Source organism: Pedobacter sp. Leaf194 (assembly GCF_001423945.1).
Taxonomy (GTDB): domain Bacteria; phylum Bacteroidota; class Bacteroidia; order Sphingobacteriales; family Sphingobacteriaceae; genus Pedobacter.
The window spans coordinates 783,186-804,474 of sequence record NZ_LMPU01000001.1 but is presented as its reverse complement, the minus strand read 5'-3'; the positions used below and the strand labels follow the sequence as shown (position 1 = coordinate 804,474).

The 21,289-nt window shown below is 38.2% G+C and carries 13 protein-coding genes and 3 tRNA genes; 3 read left to right on the top strand and 13 right to left on the bottom strand.

The features are described 5' to 3' along the window. Positions 1-238 precede the first annotated feature (238 nt). The 7 genes from ASG14_RS03660 to ASG14_RS03630 form a co-directional block, all read right to left on the bottom strand. Entirely contained in the window at positions 239-3,154 is a 2,916-nt protein-coding gene (locus tag ASG14_RS03660) for a triple tyrosine motif-containing protein (protein WP_056869677.1), read from the bottom strand. 36 nt (positions 3,155-3,190) lie between these two features. Then, entirely contained in the window at positions 3,191-3,847 is a 657-nt protein-coding gene (locus tag ASG14_RS03655) for a GDSL-type esterase/lipase family protein (protein ID WP_056869676.1), read from the bottom strand. A 186-nt stretch (positions 3,848-4,033) separates the two neighbouring features. Further along, positions 4,034-4,106: transfer RNA gene (locus ASG14_RS03650), tRNA-Lys, on the bottom strand. A 74-nt stretch (positions 4,107-4,180) separates the two neighbouring features. Next, the gene (locus tag ASG14_RS03645) at positions 4,181-4,546 is read right to left on the bottom strand and encodes a hypothetical protein (RefSeq protein WP_056869675.1); all 366 of its coding nucleotides are present in this window, start codon (positions 4,544-4,546) and stop codon (positions 4,181-4,183) included. A 63-nt stretch (positions 4,547-4,609) separates the two neighbouring features. After that, on the bottom strand, positions 4,610-7,057 hold the full coding sequence (locus tag ASG14_RS03640) for a TonB-dependent receptor domain-containing protein (protein ID WP_056869674.1): 2,448 nt from the start codon (positions 7,055-7,057) through the stop codon (positions 4,610-4,612). Positions 7,058-7,196: 139 nt separating this feature from the next. Beyond that, a complete protein-coding gene (locus ASG14_RS03635) occupies positions 7,197-8,948 on the bottom strand; it encodes a PspC domain-containing protein (RefSeq protein ID WP_056869673.1) in 1,752 nt (583 codons plus the stop codon). 20 nt (positions 8,949-8,968) lie between these two features. After that, a complete protein-coding gene (locus ASG14_RS03630; protein WP_056869672.1) occupies positions 8,969-9,304 on the bottom strand; it encodes a PadR family transcriptional regulator in 336 nt (111 codons plus the stop codon). A gap of 495 nt (positions 9,305-9,799) precedes the next feature. On the opposite strand from ASG14_RS03630, the gene ASG14_RS03625 reads away from it, so the two are divergent. Further along, on the top strand, positions 9,800-11,236 hold the full coding sequence (locus ASG14_RS03625) for an amino acid permease (protein WP_056869671.1): 1,437 nt from the start codon (positions 9,800-9,802) through the stop codon (positions 11,234-11,236). 370 nt (positions 11,237-11,606) lie between these two features. Here ASG14_RS03625 and ASG14_RS03620 read toward each other — a convergent pair whose 3' ends face one another. The 5 genes from ASG14_RS03620 to recO all read right to left on the bottom strand — a co-directional run bounded on the left by ASG14_RS03620 (position 11,607) and on the right by recO (position 14,437). Continuing rightward, positions 11,607-12,254 (bottom strand): class I SAM-dependent methyltransferase, encoded by a 648-nt coding sequence (locus ASG14_RS03620; protein ID WP_056869670.1) that lies wholly within the window; start codon positions 12,252-12,254, stop codon positions 11,607-11,609. 94 nt (positions 12,255-12,348) lie between these two features. After that, entirely contained in the window at positions 12,349-13,257 is a 909-nt protein-coding gene (locus ASG14_RS03615) for a hypothetical protein (protein ID WP_056869669.1), read from the bottom strand. 180 nt (positions 13,258-13,437) lie between these two features. Beyond that, positions 13,438-13,512 (bottom strand) — tRNA-Val (locus ASG14_RS03610). Positions 13,513-13,573: 61 nt separating this feature from the next. Then, positions 13,574-13,648 (bottom strand) — tRNA-Val (locus tag ASG14_RS03605). A 63-nt stretch (positions 13,649-13,711) separates the two neighbouring features. After that, complete coding sequence (gene recO, locus ASG14_RS03600; RefSeq protein ID WP_056870227.1) at positions 13,712-14,437, bottom strand: DNA repair protein RecO; 726 nt, start codon at positions 14,435-14,437, stop codon at positions 13,712-13,714. Between the two features lie 122 nt (positions 14,438-14,559). Here recO and ASG14_RS03595 point away from each other — a divergent pair, with 122 nt between their 5' ends. Further along, positions 14,560-16,911 carry an RND family transporter gene (locus tag ASG14_RS03595; protein ID WP_235528503.1) on the top strand — a complete coding sequence of 784 codons (2,352 nt, stop codon included), beginning with the start codon at positions 14,560-14,562 and terminating at the stop codon, positions 16,909-16,911. 381 nt (positions 16,912-17,292) lie between these two features. Here ASG14_RS03595 and ASG14_RS03590 read toward each other — a convergent pair whose 3' ends face one another. After that, positions 17,293-17,565 carry a hypothetical protein gene (locus ASG14_RS03590; protein ID WP_056869668.1) on the bottom strand — a complete coding sequence of 91 codons (273 nt, stop codon included), beginning with the start codon at positions 17,563-17,565 and terminating at the stop codon, positions 17,293-17,295. 267 nt (positions 17,566-17,832) lie between these two features. Between ASG14_RS03590 and ileS the strand changes: the two genes are divergently transcribed. Then, on the top strand, positions 17,833-21,285 hold the full coding sequence (gene ileS / locus ASG14_RS03585; protein ID WP_056869667.1) for an isoleucine--tRNA ligase: 3,453 nt from the start codon (positions 17,833-17,835) through the stop codon (positions 21,283-21,285). Positions 21,286-21,289 lie beyond the last annotated feature (4 nt).

Here is a 21,289-nt window from a genome sequence, read left to right as displayed (position 1 = left end):
GTTAAAATTTGGTTAGTTCACGCTATGGTTTGGTGCCATAACTCGATTCAAATCTATATACAGCGCAGAATATTGTGTAATATTCTTGTGCTACACAAACACTACAAAGCGTAATTTTCAGCGTTTAGGCACTACTTTTGGCACTACATAAGCACTACACATCAACCTTAATATGTTGATTTACAGCAATTTGAAAAATACATTGATAAAATAAGAAGAAATCGATTAACGGATGATTTTAAACGCTTTTTTGCCTCGAAATCTCCATCAGGAACTCATAAAGATTCGTTTCGGGCTTAAGATTTAGCTTTTTTCTTAGGCGGTATCGCCCTACTTCTACAGCTTTTATGGTGATGTTCATCAGCTGTGCCATTTCCTTTGATGATAAGTTCATCGAAAGATAAGCGCAAAACTTCAAATCGTTCTGACTTAAATCCGGATATAAATCTTTTAGCTTATTGAAGAATTCTGTATTAACATGGTTGAAGTGGACACTGAGGTGATCAAGCTCCTGATCTTTTTTCTCAACGTCTTTTATCAACCTGATGAGGTGGCGAAAACTTGGAGAATTTTCGGTTACATTTTCCTGATTTTTAATTACTGAAGAAATTACCTCCTTAATTTTCGCAAGTACCTTTCCGCGTTGAACCAGGTGCATAGTCATTGTAGAGAGTTCCTTGTTCTTGTAAGTTACATCAGCTTCAAGCTTTTCGTTTTGCAACCTAACTATTTCCTTTTCCGTTCTATCGAGTTCCAGCTGGTGCAAATAGCTCATTCTTTCCTGTTCCTTGATATGTTTCTTTTTTTGCCACCTAATCAAAAGCCTAATCAACAATAAAAATATCACCAGGTAAGCAAGTTTCATCCAAATGGTGCTGTACCAGGCAGGTAAAATCACAAATGTATAACTTGCCACAGCAGATTCATTTCCAACATCGGTTCTTGCTTTCACATTAAAAGTATATTCACCATGCGGCAAGTTGGTATAATCCTTTTCGCTTTTGGAAGTCCATTCAGACCAGGAATCATCAAAACCAACCAGCTGATAACTGAACCTTGTATTTTTTTCATGTTCGAAAAGTGTTGATGCAAATTCGAAATGAATGGAATTTAAGGCGTTTTTATATTCGGGAATTCTTGAAATATCCTGCTTTGGGATGGCAAGTCCGTTTTTTGTGAAGTAACCGCCAAAAACAAGGCTATCTTTTTGACCGAACAGTTTTATAGAACCAATAACAACCCGCGGTTTACTCAGGTTTTTCAAGTATTTTTTGTAGTTTACGTGGTAAGCACCTTTGTTAGCGCCTATAAAGATATTCTCATTATCAAGTGTGTAAATAGATTCGAAGCCACCAACAACTTTACCATCCAATTCTGGAAGGTAAATCATGGTGAAAGGCCTGTTTGCGGTGCTTTTTGAAAAGTCTGCAACGCCAACCTTTTTATTACTTACAAACCAAACGTTACCATCATTATCTTCCTTTAAGTACTGAATGGAAATATTGTCGAACGCATTACCAAACAGCTTAAATTTGTAGAAATGATTTTGTTTTTCATCGTACTCATAAATTCCATTCACAGTGGCAATAACAACTCTGTTTTTTATCCTGTAAACGTAATTATATAACTTTGAAGGCAGCCCGTCTTTGTCCGAAAACAAAGTTGTTTTAATCACCTTTTTCCTATCAGCTGATAGCTCAATCTTGTAGACGCCATGGTACGGATGCGAGGCCCAGATTTTGTCATCGTTGCCAACAACAATGAATCTTAAAGTTTCTGATATGCCTTGTATTTTATCGCCGTTTGTGAATACTCCATTTGCGAAATTGATGGTTTGCAAACCAGAATAAGTGCCCACGAGCACATTTTTTGCCGGATAGACATTTTGCAGCGGCTGAAACATCCAGGTTCCGGGAAGCGCATAAACTGGCTTGGCAACGTCGGCGTTAACAGTAAAGGCGCCATCCTCATGAGCCATTAACAATTGGTTATTAATCTCATCTAAACCCCAAACCTGTCCTTTGGTATTTACAACTTCGCCGAAGCCGGTAGTTGACAGGCTTAAATCTGCACTTCTGTTATCTAATTTAGAGGTATAAAGACCATTTGAAGTACCAATGTATATACGCTGGTTTATTTTTCTAAAAGCATAACTTGTTATCTGCTTGTTTCTATCCGGTGAAATATTTTTTATTGCGCTATTAATCGCTACATAAGCAATTCCATCATCCAATGCAAGCCACATATTTTTGTCGCTATCTAACAAAATTCCTCTTACATTATTGTTTTGAAGTCCTTCGCGATAATTATACCGCTGAACAAGCTCGCCTTGCTTATTTATTAAATATACGCCGCCGGATGTGGTACCAACAGCATATAGATTCTTGTTCATCTGACTCGCAAAAAAAACACGATCATTAAAAAAGACGTCATCAAGCTTTGTTTTAAACGGAACAAGCTGGTTGTTGCAAATGAGGAAAAAACCTTTCTTTAAAGTTGACACCAGCAATGTATCGCCGTTGTATGCAGAAATGGAAGTGATTGAAGATTCTTTTAAAACCGGGTGGGAACAAACCGGTTTCCATATTTCTTTATCATAAAAAAATAAGCCTGCGTTTTTTGCCTGCGCATAAATTTTGTTTCCTGCCTTTCCTAAGTATGACCACGTATCTGCCGGCTTGTAGATTTTTATTATACCGTCTTTATATTGAAGAATGGCATTTACCGAGCGAAAGAAAACCTCGTCGTTTACGATGGAAATGTCCCAGATGTCAGCAATCTTACGAAGATTTTCGGGTAGTAGTTTTACTAACGAATTGTACTTTAAAACACCCTTAGTGTCAGGAAAAAAATAACCAATTTCATCCTGTGCGCCGATAAAGATTCTGTTTTTAGAATCGATAGCGATAGAACGTACTGAAGTAAAATTTGGCAAACGGTAAATGCTCCAGTAACGGCCATTAAAAGTTAATAGGCCTTCGTTATTGCCAAAATATAAAATGCCGTTCTTGTCTTGCTGTACGTCCCAGTTTTGAACGCCGCCATTGTACTGTTCATTATTGTAATTTACAACTTGTGGAATACCCAGCAAATCTTGGGCGATTGCAGAAAAAGCAGGCAAAAACAAGCTTAAAACCAGCAAAATTTTCTTCATGGTTACCTCGGATGATAGGAAAATAAATATATGGATTTATTTTATCAGATAAGGCTTGACAGCTTTTTCCCAAATTTTATAGCCCTCAGGGTTCATGTGCAGCATATCACCCACAAATAATTCGCTTCGTGATTTACCATCCTGTAGCATTTTAGGAAAAATATCAATAAAGCTGGTGTTTTGCTCGCCGGCTAAAAATTTCTTAATCAATTCATTTGATGCTATTGCCTTTTCTCTGAATTTATCGCGACTAGGGCTTGGTTTTATGGAGATGTAAGCAATGGGCGTAGCAGGCAATTTTGCCCGTATGGCTTTATAAAGAATTATGGTTCGATTTAGAACCGTATCTGCGGTAACCTTATCGTTTACAATATCATTCTCACCTACGTAGAGTACAATTTGGCGTGGCTGATAAGGGAAAACAACATCATTCAAATAAAAAGTAATGTCGTTAATTACCGCCCCACCTATGCCACGTTTTAAGGCATTGTATTTAGCAAAAATCTGTGTTAAGTTATCCCATTTCCTTATAGATGAACTCCCAACGAAAAGCACCGGGTTAACTGGTGGCTTAAACATTTGGTCGTACTTTTTAATGGTTTGAACATCATCCCAAAATGGTGGCTTTGATTGTGCATGCGCAGTAAAAATAATTAAGTAGCAACAGGTGATGAGCAGAAGGAATTTTTTCATTTTGGTTAGGATTGATTAACTGCAAATTTGCCAATAGAAACTGATTTATCAAACTTCCATGCAGATTAATTCAAAAAAAAGGCATTTGTGTTATAGCAAACTTTAATTTGAGTATGTAGCGGCCAAAATATAATGACGGGGGTTTTCGAAAATTCTCAATCAGCGAACAGCCCTCAATGTAATTAGTGACCCCTCAGGGGTTCGAACCCTGGACCCACAGATTAAGAGTCTGTTGCTCTACCAACTGAGCTAAGGAGTCTGGTACTAAAATCAAATATAAATGAAAAAGGGCGATATAACTAAATACATCGCCCTAATAATCAATAACAAAATCTAATTCGCCTTCAAAATATCACTAATGCCCGCTGTTAGTTTTTTAATTTCGCCATAAGCCGTTTGCTGATTATCTGTTTTATCAAATCGGATACTCAAAACCCCTTCAGTTGCTGATAGCTTAAACTTTTCGCCACCCCTCAAAATCACTATCCGGTCGGTAGCCTGGCTCAAAGGCAATTTAATATTTGTGTGTTTGGCAAAGTATTCAGCTAGCCGGGCAGTCTTATTTGCAGGATATTTTGCATCATAAGTATACTTTGTATCGGTGTCTTTAACCTGAATACTCAAGTTACTGTTGTTTGTTTTACAGCCAAAGTTTAGCGAAATTATTAAAGCCAAAATGGCAAAGATTATCTTTTTCATCTTTTTGATTTGATGGTGAATACAAATTATTTATGTTTTTTTTATATAGTTCTAGTTTGGCTTTTATCCTCCAGCCCGTCCTTTTATATCCTCTGTGGCAGTATTTCTTGTTCTGGCAGATTTCACATTCTGGTTACCAAAGCCATAACTGATGCTGAAATTTGCTCGTCTGCTGGTGTAGTGATTTGTAACCTGCAAATTTACATTCTGGTAGTTAAGCGCTCCTTTCCAATAATTAGTTAATAAAATATCATCCATGTTTAGCCTTAATTTTAGTTTTTTGTTAAGCATGCTTTTCTGGATGCCGGCATTTAATGCATATTGCGGAATTGTAGTTTGCTCCACACCATAAACTTTTGGAGAATTGTACCAGAAACTCACTTCTACAGTAAAGTTATTTGGCAAAATAAATGATTGTGAGGTATTAAAATTGTAAGCTAATTTACCTGCACTGTAAGTCGCACCCGCAAGGTTTCCATCAGAAAACTTGTTGTAATATAAACTTGCATTGTTTTGCATACTCCACCATTTTGCAACCTTCACCGGGAAATACAAATTGGCCGAATAGTTTTGCGCCCGCCCAAGATTCTGCCTGATTACGCTCACAATTCTCGTTACTTCATCTTGCTGACTAATTTGCGTAATCAAATCCTTAGTGTTTGAATAGTTAACAGAAAAGGAAATTTCTTTGTAGCTATAACCAACTTCGAAATTATCTGTAAACTGTGGCTTAAGGTATGGGTTGCCCTGGTCTACCGCATATGGGTCCATGTAGAAGGCAAACGGATTAAGCTGCTGGTAGTTTGGCCTGTCTACCCGGCGACTGTAAGAGTACCTGATGTTGTTATTAGCATTAATTTTTTGATTTACAAAAGCTGTCGGAAATAATGAAAGATAATTCCGGTCTACCTCTTTATTGCTGGTAACAGAATTTCCGTTAGAGTGTGTATGTTCTGCTCTTAAGCCCAACTGTATCTGCCAAACTTTCCATTCTTTTCCGAAGTTTACATAAGCTGCATTAATGTTTTCCTTGTAAATAAAATTATTCGATTTGCCTAAATCGTTTTGCCACGCACCAGCCAAAAATTGTTCTGATAGGAAATCATTATGGGTTATAACGTAACTGCTTTTTAAACCAGCTTCGAACTTCATCGTTTTGTTAACCGGTAATGTTAAATCGGTTTTAGCCGCAAAAATATCGATGTTAGCATCGGTGTTATTTCTCAATAAGGTATTATTGGTTTGCTGCCCGGTTTGATTTAAATACCTTGCATCAAATTCCTCATTTTTTTTGTTGTTAAAATTTGAATAATCAGCATCGAAAGTGATGTTTTTGCCCGTTTTATCGAAATCGTGTTTAACATTAAAGTTTGCTGTCAAATTATTAGTGGGCGATTTTGAAAAGGCATTTTGCAGAACTGAATTATTGCTGGTGATGTTAGATTGGACTTCGCGGATGAATGTATTGCTAAAATTATCCAACCTCGTATTTACGGTGTTTGCATCCACCATTACCCCAAAAACCGTTTTTTCTGAAGCATAATAATCGGCACCCAGCTTTCCCTGCACGCCAACGCCCTTATTTTTTCTATCAAAATCTTGTGTAAAATCACTTGCCAGGCCATTTGCAAAAGTAGTACGCGTTAAGTAGGTATTGTTAAAATTTGCTTTTCTGGCCACTGTGCCATTTCCGAAAATATTCCATTTTCCTTCGCGATGATTCAAATTCAAATTCACGCCTGCACGAACCAGGTCTGTAGGCGAATCGGGCATAATTCCTTGTCCGCCGTTTACCGATACCGTTCCATTCGTACCAAATGCCTTATTTCTTTTGAGTTTTATATTGATGATACCAGCGTTTCCGGAGGCATCGTACTTTGATGAAGGATTGGTAATCAGTTCAATTGTGGCAATCTGGTCGCTACTCATGTTACTCAACAAAGTTGTCACATCGGCACCCGATAAAAAGTTAGTTTTACCATCAATCATTATGGTAACGCCCGATTTGTTATTTAGCTTTATCTGCTCACTTTGGCGGTCAACCTGTACTCCAGGTGCTTTTTCCAAAACCTCAAGAGCCGTACTACCGGAAGAAACAATGCTGTTTTCAACATTTAAAACGGTTTTATCCATTTGGTGCTCGATGTAAGGTTTCCGACCCTGAACGCTAACCTCTTTAAGCTGTTTGGCATCCCCTTCCATTACAACGTTTGCAATTTTCAGTTCGCCGCTTAGTTCAAATGAGGCAGTTTTTTTGGTTTGGTAACCCATCATCGAAATCGACAACTGGTAACTGCCATTTTTCAACTGGTCGAACATAAATTCTCCATCAACACCGGTAGAACCGCTTTTTACTACTGTTGTATCAGGAGAATTTAAAACTCTTACGATAGCGAAGGGCAAACCCTGACCTTTTTCGTCGACAACTTTCCCAGAAAGCTTTCCGATTTTTTGGGCAAAGGAAGCCCCACACACCACAAGGCATGCAATTAGCATAAATAATGTTTTCATAGATTTCTTTCTTCTGGTATTTGCCACGTCTACCCTAAACCGCAGCAATGTTTTTATCGCGGTTGGCAGAAAGCAGGCTTTTTAAGTCTTGGTTGGCTTTATTGAAACTGATTTCTTGCGGTGATAGTGGAGGTTAATGTTATTGATTTTCATCAACGTTAATACCCAACTCCTGCTTCACTTCTCTAATTCGATTCGAAACAGAATCTTGGTAAATCGTATCTGCAACTTTGCTTTTTTTCATTGCTTCCAAATCAATCAGTTCCTGATTTAACTTCTTTTTCTGTACAGCTTCTTCTTTCAATTGCGCAACACACTTCAAGCCATCGTCCGTCATTATCCAGGTACTGTAATCATTCGAATCACTTTCTTTATCGTCGCAATCCCAGGTTCCGTAATTATTAACGTAGCGGTAAGCATCTCGTTTAATAACCAACTTTGTACCCACAGGTACTTCGAGGTTTATCCAAACTTCCTGATTTCTCCAAATCGTACCCTTCCTTAACTGAAATCGTGGGTTGAAAACCAAAGAAGCATCTTTTGAGCTGTAACTATAACTAATGTTTTGTGCATTCTGCAAGGCACTACGAAAAGTTTTTCCCTGCGATTCGTACTTTTGAACAATACGGCTTACACCATTTTCACTTTTGTTGATGTTAATGCGGATGTTGTTCGGCGATACAAACGGACCATCTTCAAAATCATCAACCACAACCTGGTTTTTTTGATTTGCATCAATGTGGTAAGCGATGCTATCCTCCCGACTAAAATACTTGCTCTTATCAATATCGATAATATAAGTTGGCAGGGTTTTAAGTTCCGTAGTCTGCGTTAGTTCTGCATGCTGCTTAAATTCTGAAGAAATTTTTGCGGCCTGATAACCAACCGCGGCAGCACCTGCCAACCATATAATTAACAGTGCGAACGAAAGGGTTTTGTTTATGGCTTGTTTGCCAAAAGCAACCCTGATGGAGAACAGAACAAGGGCTAACACAGGGATGAAACAAACAATAAAAGCGCTGAACAAAATTACGCCGCGGTTACCTTCGTTAACAATAGAAAAAGGGAAGTATTCATAAATGCTTGCATCCCAAAAGCCTTGAAAAGCAGCCACGCCAACAATTAACCCCAACAAAAACAGCACGCCGAAGATGACAATTACAATGGCAATGAGCTTAAAAATAACCTGTCCTGTTCCTGATATAAAGCGGCCAAGCCATTCAACAAATTCGCCTATGAAGTTGCCTAAACGAGCAAAAACGGGTTGCGCATGTTTGTTTGCTTCAGATAATCGCTCCCTTACCGCCTGTAATTCTTCATCTAAGTTCTTCTGAAAACCCTGAAGATTTGCTGGTTCGCCTTTCATTTCCATTTTTTCGATCCTGGAAGTTGCCTTTGGCATAATAATCCATAACAAAGCATACACCAGAATACCGGTTCCTCCCAAAAAAACCGTTAAAACTGCAGCCAGCCGAATCCATTTTACATCAAAATCAAGGTAATGCGCAATACCTGCACAAACGCCCGCAATAACACGTTCGTCCATATCGCGGTAAAGTTTTTTACCGGTAGGCTGTGCCTGGAAACTTGCATTAACAACCGGCTCTTCTTCTGTCGTAGCTTCCGCGTTATCAAAATCCTGAACACGGCCCATCTGGCCAATTACAAAATTGACATTGCCTGCATCAACTACCTTTTTTTTCTGTTCTTCTAATTGTTCAGTTAACAGTTCTGCAATCCGGTTTTCGATATCTGTAACAATTTCCAAATCATCTGCATGATTGGCAAAATATTGTTTTACTTCGTTTAAATAAGCCTTCAAAAGCTCGTAGGCACTTTCCTCAATGTGGATTATCGTGTTGCCTATATTTATGATGATGGTCTTTTCCATTTCTTTGCGGTTATAATTTTTTACGAGTTGGCTCCTTTTTGTGAAATACCCACAGCATAAGCCAGCTCCTGCCAGGTTTGGTCTAATTGAGATAAAATGCCCTTACCGGCTTCAGTTAAGGTGTAGTATTTGCGGGGCGGCCCTGAGGTAGATTCTACCCAGTTGTAGCTTAATAAACCATTGTTTTTAAGCCTGGTTAATAATGGATATAGTGTGCCCTCAACCACCAAAAGCTTTGCCGACCTTAATTCAGCAATAATATCCGAGGCATAAATTTCTCCTCTTGCGATGATTGATAAAACACAGTACTCCAGAATTCCCTTCCGCATTTGTGTTTGCGTATTTTCTGCTATCATAAAACAAAGATATATGTTTTATACAATACTATGCAATACATAGTACTAAAATAATTTTACTTATTTACATAAAGTCTTATAAATCAATTGATTATTTTTTGATAAAAATTTTTGTGCTCAGGTTTTGTGCATTATTTCTCTGATTTTTTTGTAAAGCTGGTTCAGTAATTCGTCGGTTTCAGTCGTCCCGCTATCCCCCATAGTCCCGATTTTAAAAAAGAAAATCGGGTGCTATTTGGCTCTATCGGGTTTAAACTTTTCAGGTCTTTGCAAAAAACCTCCGAAGCCTGTGCTGCTAAAAAAAGTGGTTGCAATAATGGGTCTGTTTAAAAGCGTAAAAATTTCCGGGGAGTCATAATTCTGATGTACAAGAGAAGGAGCCATCACATCACACCAAAATATAACAGCGGGTAGCAGTAATATCTTCGCAAAAAATATACAAACAAGGTAGATTTAATATATTTTGATAATTTTGCGGAACCATAACTTATTTCGATGAAAAAATCAATTGCGAGCATTGTTGCAGAGGCAAATCAAAGTGGAGAAGGAACGCTGAAAAGAACCTTAGGGCCGGTAAATTTAATATTGATTGGTGTTGGCTTAACTTTAGGTGCAGGGCTATTTTCGATAACGGGACTGGCTGCAGCAAACCATTCTGGTCCTGCGGTAACGCTTTCTTTTGTAATTGCAGCGTTGGGTTGTGGGTTTGCAGCATTGTGCTATGCAGAGTTTGCATCAATGATTCCTGTCGCTGGTAGCGCTTATACCTATTCTTACGCGACAATGGGCGAGCTGTTTGCCTGGATAATCGGTTGGGATTTAGTGTTGGAATATTCTGTCGGTTGCGCAACTGTTGCAATAAGCTGGTCGCAATATTTAACACGTTTCCTCTCAAGTATGGGCATTTACCTGCCGCCGCAACTTACTTTATCGCCTTTCGAAACGGCAAAACTTGCTGACGGTTCTACCGTGAACGGAATCGTAAATATTCCAGCTGCTTTGGTGGTGGTGTTAATGACCGCCATTCTAATTCGTGGTACAAAAGGCTCTGCTATTGTAAATGGCATCATAGTATTTTTAAAGGTTGGGGTGGTGTTGGTCTTTATCGCCCTGGGTTGGCAATACATCGACCCGGCAAACTATCACCCCTACATTCCTGAAAACACGGGCACCTTTGGCCATTTCGGCTGGAGTGGAGTTCTACGTGGTGCGGGTTTAGTTTTCTTTGTGTTTATTGGCTTCGATGCTGTTGCCGCTTCTGCCCAGGAAACCAAAAATCCGTCAAGAGATTTACCCATTGGTATTATTGGGTCGTTGTTGGTTTGTACGGTATTATTTGGCTTATTTGGCCACGTGATGACCGGTTTGGCAAACTACAAGGATTTTGCGAACAGTGGCGCTCCGGTAGCCATCGCTATAGAAAAAACACCATATGGCTGGCTGAGCCAGGCCATTATACTGGCTATTTTAATTGGTTACACTTCGGTTATCTTAATCGATTTAATGGCGCAGTCGCGAATGTTTTATTCCATCAGTAAAGATGGTTTGCTGCCAAAAATATTTTCAGATGTCCACCCAAAATTCAAAACCCCATGGAAATCGAATATTATGCTCTGCATTTTTATCGGATTGTTTGCGGCGTTTGTGCCCATGAATGTGGTCGGCGAAATGACGAGTATTGGCACCCTGTTGGCGTTTCTTATGGTATGCGTAGGGATTCTCATTCTCAGAAAGACAGACCCGGAGGCTAAAAGGCCATTTAGAGTTCCATTTGTACCTTTAATTCCTATCCTTGGTATTTTAGTTTGTCTTATTATGATGGCTTTCTTGCCATGGGAGACCTGGTTAAGGCTTGGGGTATGGCTTGTTATCGGCCTTGCAATCTATTTTTGGTATGGTAAGAAGAATAGTAAATTGAAATCAGGAGGATAAATTAATGATTGGCTTCCCGTACAGAAAACAGCATTAACCTGTTTCGTTTTTCATACAACACACCTTTTTAAAGATTGAAATTAATAACGGGCAAAAGTATAAATATCAATTAGTTAACAAAGAAATACGAGTTATTAACAATTCAACATTTTAAGGAGGTTTTGGCCTGGCTTTTGTTTTATCGCAAATAACCTATAAAAACATTTGCCATGATCATTAAATTAGACACCCAAGTTTTCAAATTTACCAGGCAGAAATCACACAGTGAATCTCAATTGGGAACCCCTTTAACCAGAGCTCAATGGATTAATGCTGACAGAATAGTGATGGCAGCAATGTTCATCGCAACCATCGCAGGTTCACTTTTATTCTAAGCCTTTTTGCACTCATCATGCTTTTTGAAAACAGTCGATTTGATAAATCGGCTGTAGTAAAGTCGTTGTTCGAGCATTGTATATTTTTCCGTTAAAAAGTAAGGTTCCATATCTATCAGCCTTTTGGCCTCAACAATTTTTAGCAGTCTGAAAAACAAATACATGGATTTGAGCAACATCCACTTCCACCACTTTCCTCCTTTTTCCTTTAAAGTAAAATCTACCAACAGCCAAAGGCCATTTGGTTTTAACCTGTTATGTAGTAGGTAGAATACTTCTTCACTTCTCGATGCGTTGAAATTATCAAACAAAAACGGCGTTGAAATTACATCGAATAATTCTTCTGAATCGAATTGTTCTATAGCAAAATTCACAAATTTAACGCTGTTGCCACTTATAGCCCTTACTTTAGAGAGCGCTATCATTTTTGCGGATATCTCTACATAAGTAATTTTTATGCCTGATGGATGAATTTTTGAAATTTCTTCCAAAATCCACCCGGTACCACCGCCAACGATAAGCACTGAACCACCTTTCGGAATAAATTTTAACTGATTAATCTGGGCGTTTACCTGTGCTTTCCCATATATTAACCGGCTAAGCTTGTCGTAAATATTCGCTATTTTGTCGTAGTTGTTAAGCATTGCTAATTAAATATTTTGAAGCTGGATATCCCACTTTTGAATTCAGTTTCTAATGTAAGGTCAAATTATCTGCCGTTTTGAGTAGATAAATTGGCTATTGCACTAACTGCATACCAATAATGCCGCAAATGGCTTTAAAAAGAATCAGCCCATCAATCACCATCAGATAATACAGAATATTTTTTCTTTTGTGCATGGAATAGGCCACGTAAATGGTTAAAAGAAAAGGCAGAATATTGCAAAGAACCTGTGGCCATCCAAAACCTTTATAGCTTGCAAACACGCCTAAAGAAATTAGCCCGATTATCAACAAAGGTATAAGAATACTAAAAATTGTTTTTCGCAGTCCATAACGCACTACAAAGGTTCGCAGGTGTTTATTAGCATCCGTAGGATAATCTTTAATATCGAAAATGATCGCATTGACAGTACAAAACATCCAGTTTTTGATAAACAGCCAGGTCCATAACACAGAATCGTGATAGCCGATACCCGTTTCAATTTTTAACATTATTAGTGGTAACACATTTGCGCAGCATGCCCAAACAAATCCAATAACAAAGGCTTTTAACCAGCCGGTATTACGAAGGCTAAAGTTCAAAAATGATTTTGGCAATAAACCATAATATAAAATGCCGGCGGTTATAATCATTGCAATCGCTATCCAGTAACTCACCGGCAACCTGAAGATATTACTGAAGTTTTGATAAAGGAGATTTACCGCCAATAACATACAGATGATAAACAAAATCAGCTGACTCCAATTGATGAAGTTTTTGTGCTTGAAATACCATTTGTTTCGTGGATTTGTAGTTGCTGGGTTGGTAGAAACCTTATTGTAAGCGTAAGTGTAGTAAATGGTCGGCGCTAAAAAAAGTAATAGATAATAGTTGACCGAATTGAAAGGCAAACGTAGCTGAAATGTAGCTTCTATTGTTAAAGCAACGGCCAAAAGACCTACAAAGTAATTTCCAAAAAAAATAAAGCGGATTATTTTACCCATGTATTTATACCGCCTGCTGGCTGATTATTATTTGCCAATTTCGGATATAATATTGAATAATACCGAATAAATAAATCAAAAAGCACAGAACATTTACGACTAACTTATTGGTAAATTATCCCATCGAACTTCGGGATTATTAAAAGAAAAAAGCCTCTCAGTTTTCTGAAAGGCTTGGTGTGGGAAATGAGGGGTTCGAACCCCCGACCCCCTCGGTGTAAACGAGGTGCTCTGAACCAGCTGAGCTAATTTCCCTTTTTTAAAGGATTGCAATATTTTATAAAAAAACCCTTTAGTTAAACTAAAAGGCTTAGTGTGGGAAATGAGGGGTTCGAACCCCCGACCCCCTCGGTGTAAACGAGGTGCTCTGAACCAGCTGAGCTAATTTCCCTTTCCTTTTGGGAATGCAAATATAGCGCTATAATCTTGTTTCGCAAATCTTTTTTATTTTTTTTCAACTCAACAAAGTCTCCAGTATTTTATGAGATTGTACCTCACCAAACGAAGCGGTATGTAAGGTGTAGAAAACCAATATCTTATCCAACAGGAATCTCCTCTGTTGGTTGCTCATTTTAATTTCAGAAATCTTTTCAAGCGGTGTGTTAAACAACAACACAAAACTCATGGCATCTTCTAATTGCAGGTAATTAGAATGTATTGGAACTCTTGATACAAATTCGCCTTCCTGTAAATCAAAATAAATCTGGTCGGTTCTTCTTCGCTCATTAGGAGAAAAACCTAAAAATCGTGTCAGTTTTAAAAGGAATGACAAATGGAAATTTGGATTAAGTTCTTCACTCTCATCAAACCACGCTACTGAATTAAATATATAATCGAACAGGCTATCATCTGCAGATTGCTGCCTGATGCTTTTATACAGCACTTCGTTTAAAAAAATCACAATGCTGGTTTTTACCATATCATATGGAATACTTTTAAAAACCGGCGTCTGCCGTACTTCAGAAACCCTTTGAATATTGGTATTTACTTTGTGATAAACCACCATATCCAGCAGGTGCAGAGACTGCAGCATGTTCATTTTTATTTTTGCCTTAGGCTTTTTTACACCGTTTATGAGGTAAGATTGCATACCGAACTTATCGGTTAATACCTGAACAATTACACTGCTCTCGCTGTAACTAGTCGTTTTTAAAACAATACCCCTGACTTTGTGCAACATGCCACTAAAACAATTTTTCCAAAAGTATGTTATTTGTGCAAATTTAATTACGCAAAAAATCATTCCGATTTGTAAATAACATTAGTTTTGCCGTTATCATTATAATTTAAACTAGACTACTCATGTGGGTTAAGCTATCGAGGTTTATTCTTCAAAACCGTATTGCAATTATCGTATTTTTTGTTCTGGGTACACTTTTCATGGCTTATCAAGCCAAAAACGTTAAGCTCTCTTATACAGGGAGTAAAATCCTGCCGGTAACTGATAGCGCCTTTATTAAGTACAATAATTTCAAAAAAACGTTTGGCGAAGATGGTAGTGTGATGGTTGTTGGTATTCAATCGCCAGAAATATTTAAGAAAGATATTTACAATGACTGGGTTGAACTCTCAAATGAAATACAAAAGTTAAAAGGCATAAAAGCTGTTTTGTCATCCGGCAAAATTTTCCAATTGGAGAAGGATACCGTTGGACAAAAATTTGTACTTAAAGCAATACCTGGCGGCATGGTAAAAACCGATGCTGAAATGGATTCTATTAAGAATGTTTTATTTAACACGCCCTTTTTTGAAGGATTGGTGTACAATAAGCAAAATGCTACTTTGATGGCGATTACTTTTGATACCAAAATTTTAAATACGGCGCAACGAAATCCAATTCTAAAACAAATCGAAGAAAAAGCCCTGGCTTTCCAGGCTAAAACAAAAATACAGGTTCATATCTCTGGCCTGCCCTACATCCGTACAGCGGTTAGTAAACTCGTTAGCAACGAATTTGTGCTGTTCTTAGGCCTATCAATTTTAGTTTCTGCAATAATTTTGTTGATTTTTTTCAGGAAATTCTATGCTGTCTTCTTCCCCATTTTAGTGGTTGTGATGGGTGTTATCTGGAGCATAGGTACGCTCGTTTTATTCGGCTTCGAATTAACAATTTTGACCGGACTAATTCCGCCACTTATCGTAATTATTGGTATTCCGAATAGTATTTTATTGCTCAATAAATACCAAAACGAATTGAGGAAAGATGGTAATAAACAACGGGCGTTGAGCCTAACCATCGAAAGAATTGCGGTTACAACGCTTATTGCCAACATTACTGCCGCAATAGGATTCGGAGTTTTATACTTTACCGGCAGTGAGTTATTAATGCAGTTTGGAAGCGTTGCATCCATCAATGTAATGATTACCTGGCTAATGTGTTTATGCTTAATCCCGATTATTTTTAGCTATTTGCCTGCACCAAAGTTGCAGGCACAAAACCATGTAGAAGAAGGCTTTTTGCACAAGTTGCTGGTTAAAACCGATAACATTGTTCAGCATAAAAGCAGCCTTATTTATATTGGAACCATTATTATTTCTATAGTCGCTGTTATTGGCGTGCTAAAAATTAATGTAAATGGTTATGTAGTAGATGATTTGCCAAAAAGCTCCACAATATTAACAGACTTAAAGTTTTTTGAAAAAAATTTCGAAGGCATTTTACCGCTCGAGGTAAGTGTGGATACTAAGAAGAAGAACGGCGTATTTAACCTAACGAATTTAAAGCGCATGGAAAAGATGGAAAAAATGATTTCCGCTTATCCAGAATTTTCGCGTTCTATTTCCGTAAATATGGGTTTAAAGTATGCAACCCAGGCTTTTTACAACAACGACTCAACTTTTTTTCGCCTGCCGGATAACATGGAGAAAAATTTCATTTTAGCATACATTGCAAGTGGCGGTAAAGGAAATGCAAGTTTGTTAACCAACTTCGTTAGTAAAGACAATCAAAGCACAAGAATCAGTTTCCAAATGGCCGATGTTGGTTCAAAGCGTTTAGATGCGATTATGGCAGAACTAAAACCCCGCATTGACAGCATTTTGCCACCCGATAAGTTTGATGTTGAACTAACAGGCTCGAGTGTAATTTTTTCAAAAGGGACGGATTATATGTTAAGGCATCTGTTCGAGAGTATTGGCTTAGCAATCGTTTTGATTTCCCTGTTGCGCTTAGCACAGTTTAAAAGTTTGGGCATTATGTTTATTTCGTTATTGCCAAACATTGTACCCCTAATTATCACTGCTGGTATTATGGGCTACTTCGATATCTCGCTGAAGCCATCAACAATTTTAATTTTTACCATTGCCTTTGGATTAGCGTCTGATCAAACCATATATTTTCTTACCCGCTATCAGCAGGAAATGAACTCAACTAACTTCAGCGTTCCGAAGGTGGTTACGGATACGATAACAGAAACAGGCGTAAGTATGACGCATATTGCCTTAATTCTTTTCTTTGGTTTCGGTATTTTTACGGCATCAACTTTCGGCGGTACAGTTGTTCTTGGTCTCCTCCTCTCTATAACCTTATTTGTAGCGCTCATTTTTAACTTAACATTATTACCGGCACTGGTTTTATGGTTAGATAAAAAGAAGGTGAGAAATCTAATTTCTGATGAAGAATCGGCGAAAAATATTGGCGAATTTGACCATTAACTTTTTAGGTTAAAGGCTTGTCTGTAGCTTTTAGCTAGAGCTAACATTGCCGCAAAATATAAGGCAGTGGAGTAAAGCGCAACAAACATAACCCGCGATTTAAATCTGGTTATATGATTAGACGGTGAGTTAGACGGCTGACCAGGATTTTTCATCAAAGGCAGTTTAAAAGAAACCTAACCTACGTGTAACAGCTTAAGTTAGTTAAACCTGATGGCAGCGAACAGCAGCGAAACTTTTTATTGAGCGACTAAAGCGAACAGCAGGACTAACGTTAATCAGATTACTGCATTTGCTTTTCAAAATAATTAAATGAAAACTTCTCTGTAGAGAAATCAGGAGAGAATAACTAGCCAGGTGTAACCAGCAAATAAACTCGTATTACTCTGTTGCTGGCTTTTCTTCTTCCTCATCTACAGGAGCCTCAACAGTTGGGTCGGTAATAATCTCTGCGTTCCCGTCATCGTCTTTTTTAGCGAATAAAATGGGATACAACATCCAAAGCGCACCTACCATAACTAAAACGCCTGCTAGAATTTGAAAATAACGGGCCCAACTTACCTCATTAGCTTCCAAAACACGGTAAGCAATGTACGAAAGCACGCCAAGAATGAGAACGAACACGGCTTTTTGTAATTTGAGGAGCTTTATCATGGCGAATTTCTTTTGAGTTTGATGATATGGACTAAAACAAAAACAAGTCCAATTAGTTCGAGCAGGCCACAGAAATAAAATGCGTAAAGCACAAAATCGCGGTTGGCAGGATTAATGACAGCAAAAACTGGTAGTAAAATTATAGCAAAAATCATTACAGAAAGCCCGATATTAAATAATTTCACGTTAAAGTATTTACACCAAAACTACCAAATTTGAGCGAAAAACTTTAACTTTGCAACCTTAATTTTTTGAGGTACTTGATTGATGTATAGCGAATTTAAACAATTAGACCTTGCCAAAATAGGGCAAGAAATACTGGATTTTTGGAAAGAAGAAAACATCTTTGAAAAGAGCATTTCATCGCGTCCTAAATCCAATCCGTTTACTTTTTACGAAGGACCGCCCTCTGCTAACGGTATGCCGGGGATTCACCACGTAATGGCTCGTGCTATTAAAGATATTTTTTGTCGCTATAAAACAATTAAAGGCTACCAGGTTAAAAGGAAAGCAGGTTGGGATACCCACGGTTTGCCTGTTGAATTGGGTACCGAAAAAGAACTGGGTATTACCAAAGAAGATATTGGCAGAACAATTTCGATCGAAGATTATAATGAGGCCTGTAAAAAAACAGTAATGCGTTACACAGATGTGTGGAACGACTTGACTGAAAAAATGGGTTACTGGGTAGATATGGACGACCCGTATATTACCTACAAATCGAAATATATGGAATCGGTTTGGTGGCTTTTAAAACAAATTTACGATAAAGGATTAATTTATAAAGGTTACACCATTCAGCCTTACTCGCCAAAAGCCGGTACAGGTTTAAGCTCGCACGAGGTTAACCAACCTGGTGCCTACCGCGATGTAACCGACACCACAATTGTTGCGCAATTTAAAAGCATTGCTTCCTATTCTGGAGACATTGATGTAAATACCGTAACCAAAGCCTTTAACATCTCGCCGGAATTAACCGGGATGGATGAAGTATTTTTCCTGGCCTGGACCACCACGCCCTGGACTTTGCCATCCAATACTGCTTTAACCGTTGGACCGAAAATAGACTATGTTTTGGTTAAGACTTTTAATCAGTATACTTTTCTGCCTGCATATGTTATTTTAGCTAAAAACCTTGTTGGCAAACAGTTTGGAAAGATTTTCTTTGAAACTAATGAAGCCGGAGACTTTGCAAACTTTAAGGCTGACGATAAAAAAATACCTTACCAGATTCTTGCTGAATGTAAAGGAACTGAATTAGTTGGCATTAAATACGAGCAGCTTTTAACCTACGCATTACCATACACAAATCCTGAAAATGCTTTCAGGGTAATTGCTGGCGATTTTGTAACGACGGAAGACGGAACCGGCATTGTACATACTGCTCCTACATTTGGTGCAGATGATGCTAAAGTGTCAAAAGAAGCGGTGCCCGAAATACCACCAATGCTTGTTATGGACGATAACGACGTTCTTGTACCACTGGTAGATTTGCAGGGAAAATTTACAAAGCATGTTGGCCCTTTTGCAGGCAAATACGTTAAAAACGAATACTACAGCGCAGGCGAAGCACCAGAAAAATCGGTAGATGTGGAGCTTGCAATTTTATTAAAAGAAGAAAACAGGGCTTTCAAAGTTGAAAAATATGTACACAGCTACCCACACAGCTGGAGAACAGATGAACCGTTGCTATATTACCCATTAGATTCGTGGTTTATTAAGGTTACGGACGTTAAAGACAGAATGTTCGATCTTAATGAAACGATAAACTGGAAACCAAAATCTACAGGAGAAGGGCGTTTTGGCAATTGGCTAAAAAACGCCAACGACTGGAACTTATCACGCTCGAGGTATTGGGGAATTCCCTTGCCAATCTGGCGAACGGAAGATAAAAAAGAAGAAATTTTGATTGGTTCTGTTGAGGAGCTTTACAAGGAAATCGAAAAATCTATCGCTGCAGGTTACCAGAAAGAGAACCCGTTTAAGGGTTTTGAAATTGGTAACATGTCTGAAGAAAACTATGATTTGATTGACCTGCATAAAAATGTAGTTGATAAAATTGTTTTAGTTTCGGCGGCTGGCAAACCGATGACCAGGGAAAGCGATTTAATTGATGTTTGGTTTGATTCTGGCGCCATGCCGTACGCTCAGTGGCATTACCCTTTTGAAAATAAGGAAAGCATTGATAGCAATGAAGATTTTCCGGCAGATTTTATTGCTGAAGGTGTAGACCAAACACGTGGCTGGTTTTATACTTTACACGCAATATCTACACTTGTTTTTGATAAGGTAGCCTATAAAAATGTGGTTTCAAATGGCTTGGTGTTAGACAAAAACGGACAGAAAATGTCTAAACGTTTGGGCAATGCCGCAGATCCTTTTCAAACCATTAACGAGTACGGTGCCGATGCAACACGCTGGTACATGATTTCGAATGCAAACCCATGGGATAACCTAAAATTTGACATCGAAGGAATTGCGGAAGTTCGCCGTAAATTTTTTGGAACGCTGTATAACACTTATGCATTTTTCGCCTTATACGCAAACATCGACAAATTCGAAATCGACAAAAATAATTTAAGTAAAGTTGAAGACAGAACGGAGTTAGACCGTTGGATTTTATCCCTTCTACAAAACTTAATTAATGAAGTTGATGATGCCTACAATGCATACGAGCCAACAAAGGCAACACGCTCCATTCAGGCTTTTGTTGATGAGCATTTAAGCAACTGGTACATCAGGCTGAGCCGTCGACGCTTTTGGAAGGGTGAAATGACTGATGATAAGCGTGCTGCTTATGAAACACTCTACACCTGCCTTGAAACCCTGGCACAACTTATGAGTCCGGTTGCGCCATTTTTTGCCGATTGGTTATACAGAAATCTGAGCGTAAATGATAAAAATGCCGAGCAATCAGTGCATTTAACGCTATGGACGCCTGCAGATGAAAGCCTAATTGATAAAGATTTAAACGAGCGAATGGTTTATGCGCAAAATATATCTTCAATGGTATTATCGTTGCGTAAAAAGTCCGGCATCAATGTTCGTCAGCCTTTAGAGAAAATTTTAATTCCGTCTTTAAGTAATGATTTTGAGGAAAAGATTTCAAAAGTAGCTGATTACATTCTTTCAGAAACGAATGTTAAAAACATTGAATTTATTACCGATACGCATGGCATCGTAAAGAAGAAAGTAAAGCCAAACTTCAAAGTGCTGGGTGCAAAGGTTGGTAAAAATATGAAAGCAGTTGCAAACGCAATTAATAATTTTAGTCAGGAAAACATTTTTACGTTAGAAAATGCAGGACAAATAGCAATTGAAACTGACCCCGAATTTGGCGAAACGATTTCATATGAAGTACAGTTGACCGATGTTGAAATCATTGCAGAAGACATTCCGGGATGGCAGGTTACAAATTTAGGCAGCTTAACAGTTGCGCTGGATGTGACAATTTCTGAAGCGTTGAAACAAGAGGGAATTTCCCGTGAGTTGGTTAACAGAATTCAAAACTTACGTAAGGATTTGAACTTCGAAGTAACCGATAGGATTAAGGTAGCTTTACAAAATGATAACCTTGTAACTACCGCGGTTAATAAAAACATGGCATACATTTGCGCAGAAATTTTAGCCGATGAACTAGAATTAACGGATACTGTAACTAATGCAAACAAAATCATCATTGATGATGTTGAGTTAAGCATTTCAGTAACTAAAATATAAATCC

Bases quoted from the DNA above. Each gene is read 5' to 3' on its own strand.
- ASG14_RS03645 (WP_056869675.1), bottom strand. From the start codon at position 4,546: ATGAAAAAGATAATCTTTGCCATTTTGGCTTTAATAATTTCGCTAAAC.
- ASG14_RS03625 (WP_056869671.1), top strand. From the start codon at position 9,800: ATGAAAAAATCAATTGCGAGCATTGTTGCAGAGGCAAATCAAAGTGGA.
- ASG14_RS03660 (WP_056869677.1), bottom strand. From the start codon at position 3,154: ATGAAGAAAATTTTGCTGGTTTTAAGCTTGTTTTTGCCTGCTTTTTCT.
- ASG14_RS03630 (WP_056869672.1), bottom strand. From the start codon at position 9,304: ATGATAGCAGAAAATACGCAAACACAAATGCGGAAGGGAATTCTGGAG.
- recO (WP_056870227.1), bottom strand. From the start codon at position 14,437: ATGTTGCACAAAGTCAGGGGTATTGTTTTAAAAACGACTAGTTACAGC.
- ASG14_RS03590 (WP_056869668.1), bottom strand. From the start codon at position 17,565: ATGATAAAGCTCCTCAAATTACAAAAAGCCGTGTTCGTTCTCATTCTT.
- ASG14_RS03635 (WP_056869673.1), bottom strand. From the start codon at position 8,948: ATGGAAAAGACCATCATCATAAATATAGGCAACACGATAATCCACATT.
- ASG14_RS03640 (WP_056869674.1), bottom strand. From the start codon at position 7,057: ATGAAAACATTATTTATGCTAATTGCATGCCTTGTGGTGTGTGGGGCT.
- ASG14_RS03655 (WP_056869676.1), bottom strand. From the start codon at position 3,847: ATGAAAAAATTCCTTCTGCTCATCACCTGTTGCTACTTAATTATTTTT.
- ileS (WP_056869667.1), top strand. From the start codon at position 17,833: ATGTATAGCGAATTTAAACAATTAGACCTTGCCAAAATAGGGCAAGAA.
- ASG14_RS03595 (WP_235528503.1), top strand. From the start codon at position 14,560: ATGTGGGTTAAGCTATCGAGGTTTATTCTTCAAAACCGTATTGCAATT.
- ASG14_RS03620 (WP_056869670.1), bottom strand. From the start codon at position 12,254: ATGCTTAACAACTACGACAAAATAGCGAATATTTACGACAAGCTTAGC.
- ASG14_RS03615 (WP_056869669.1), bottom strand. From the start codon at position 13,257: ATGGGTAAAATAATCCGCTTTATTTTTTTTGGAAATTACTTTGTAGGT.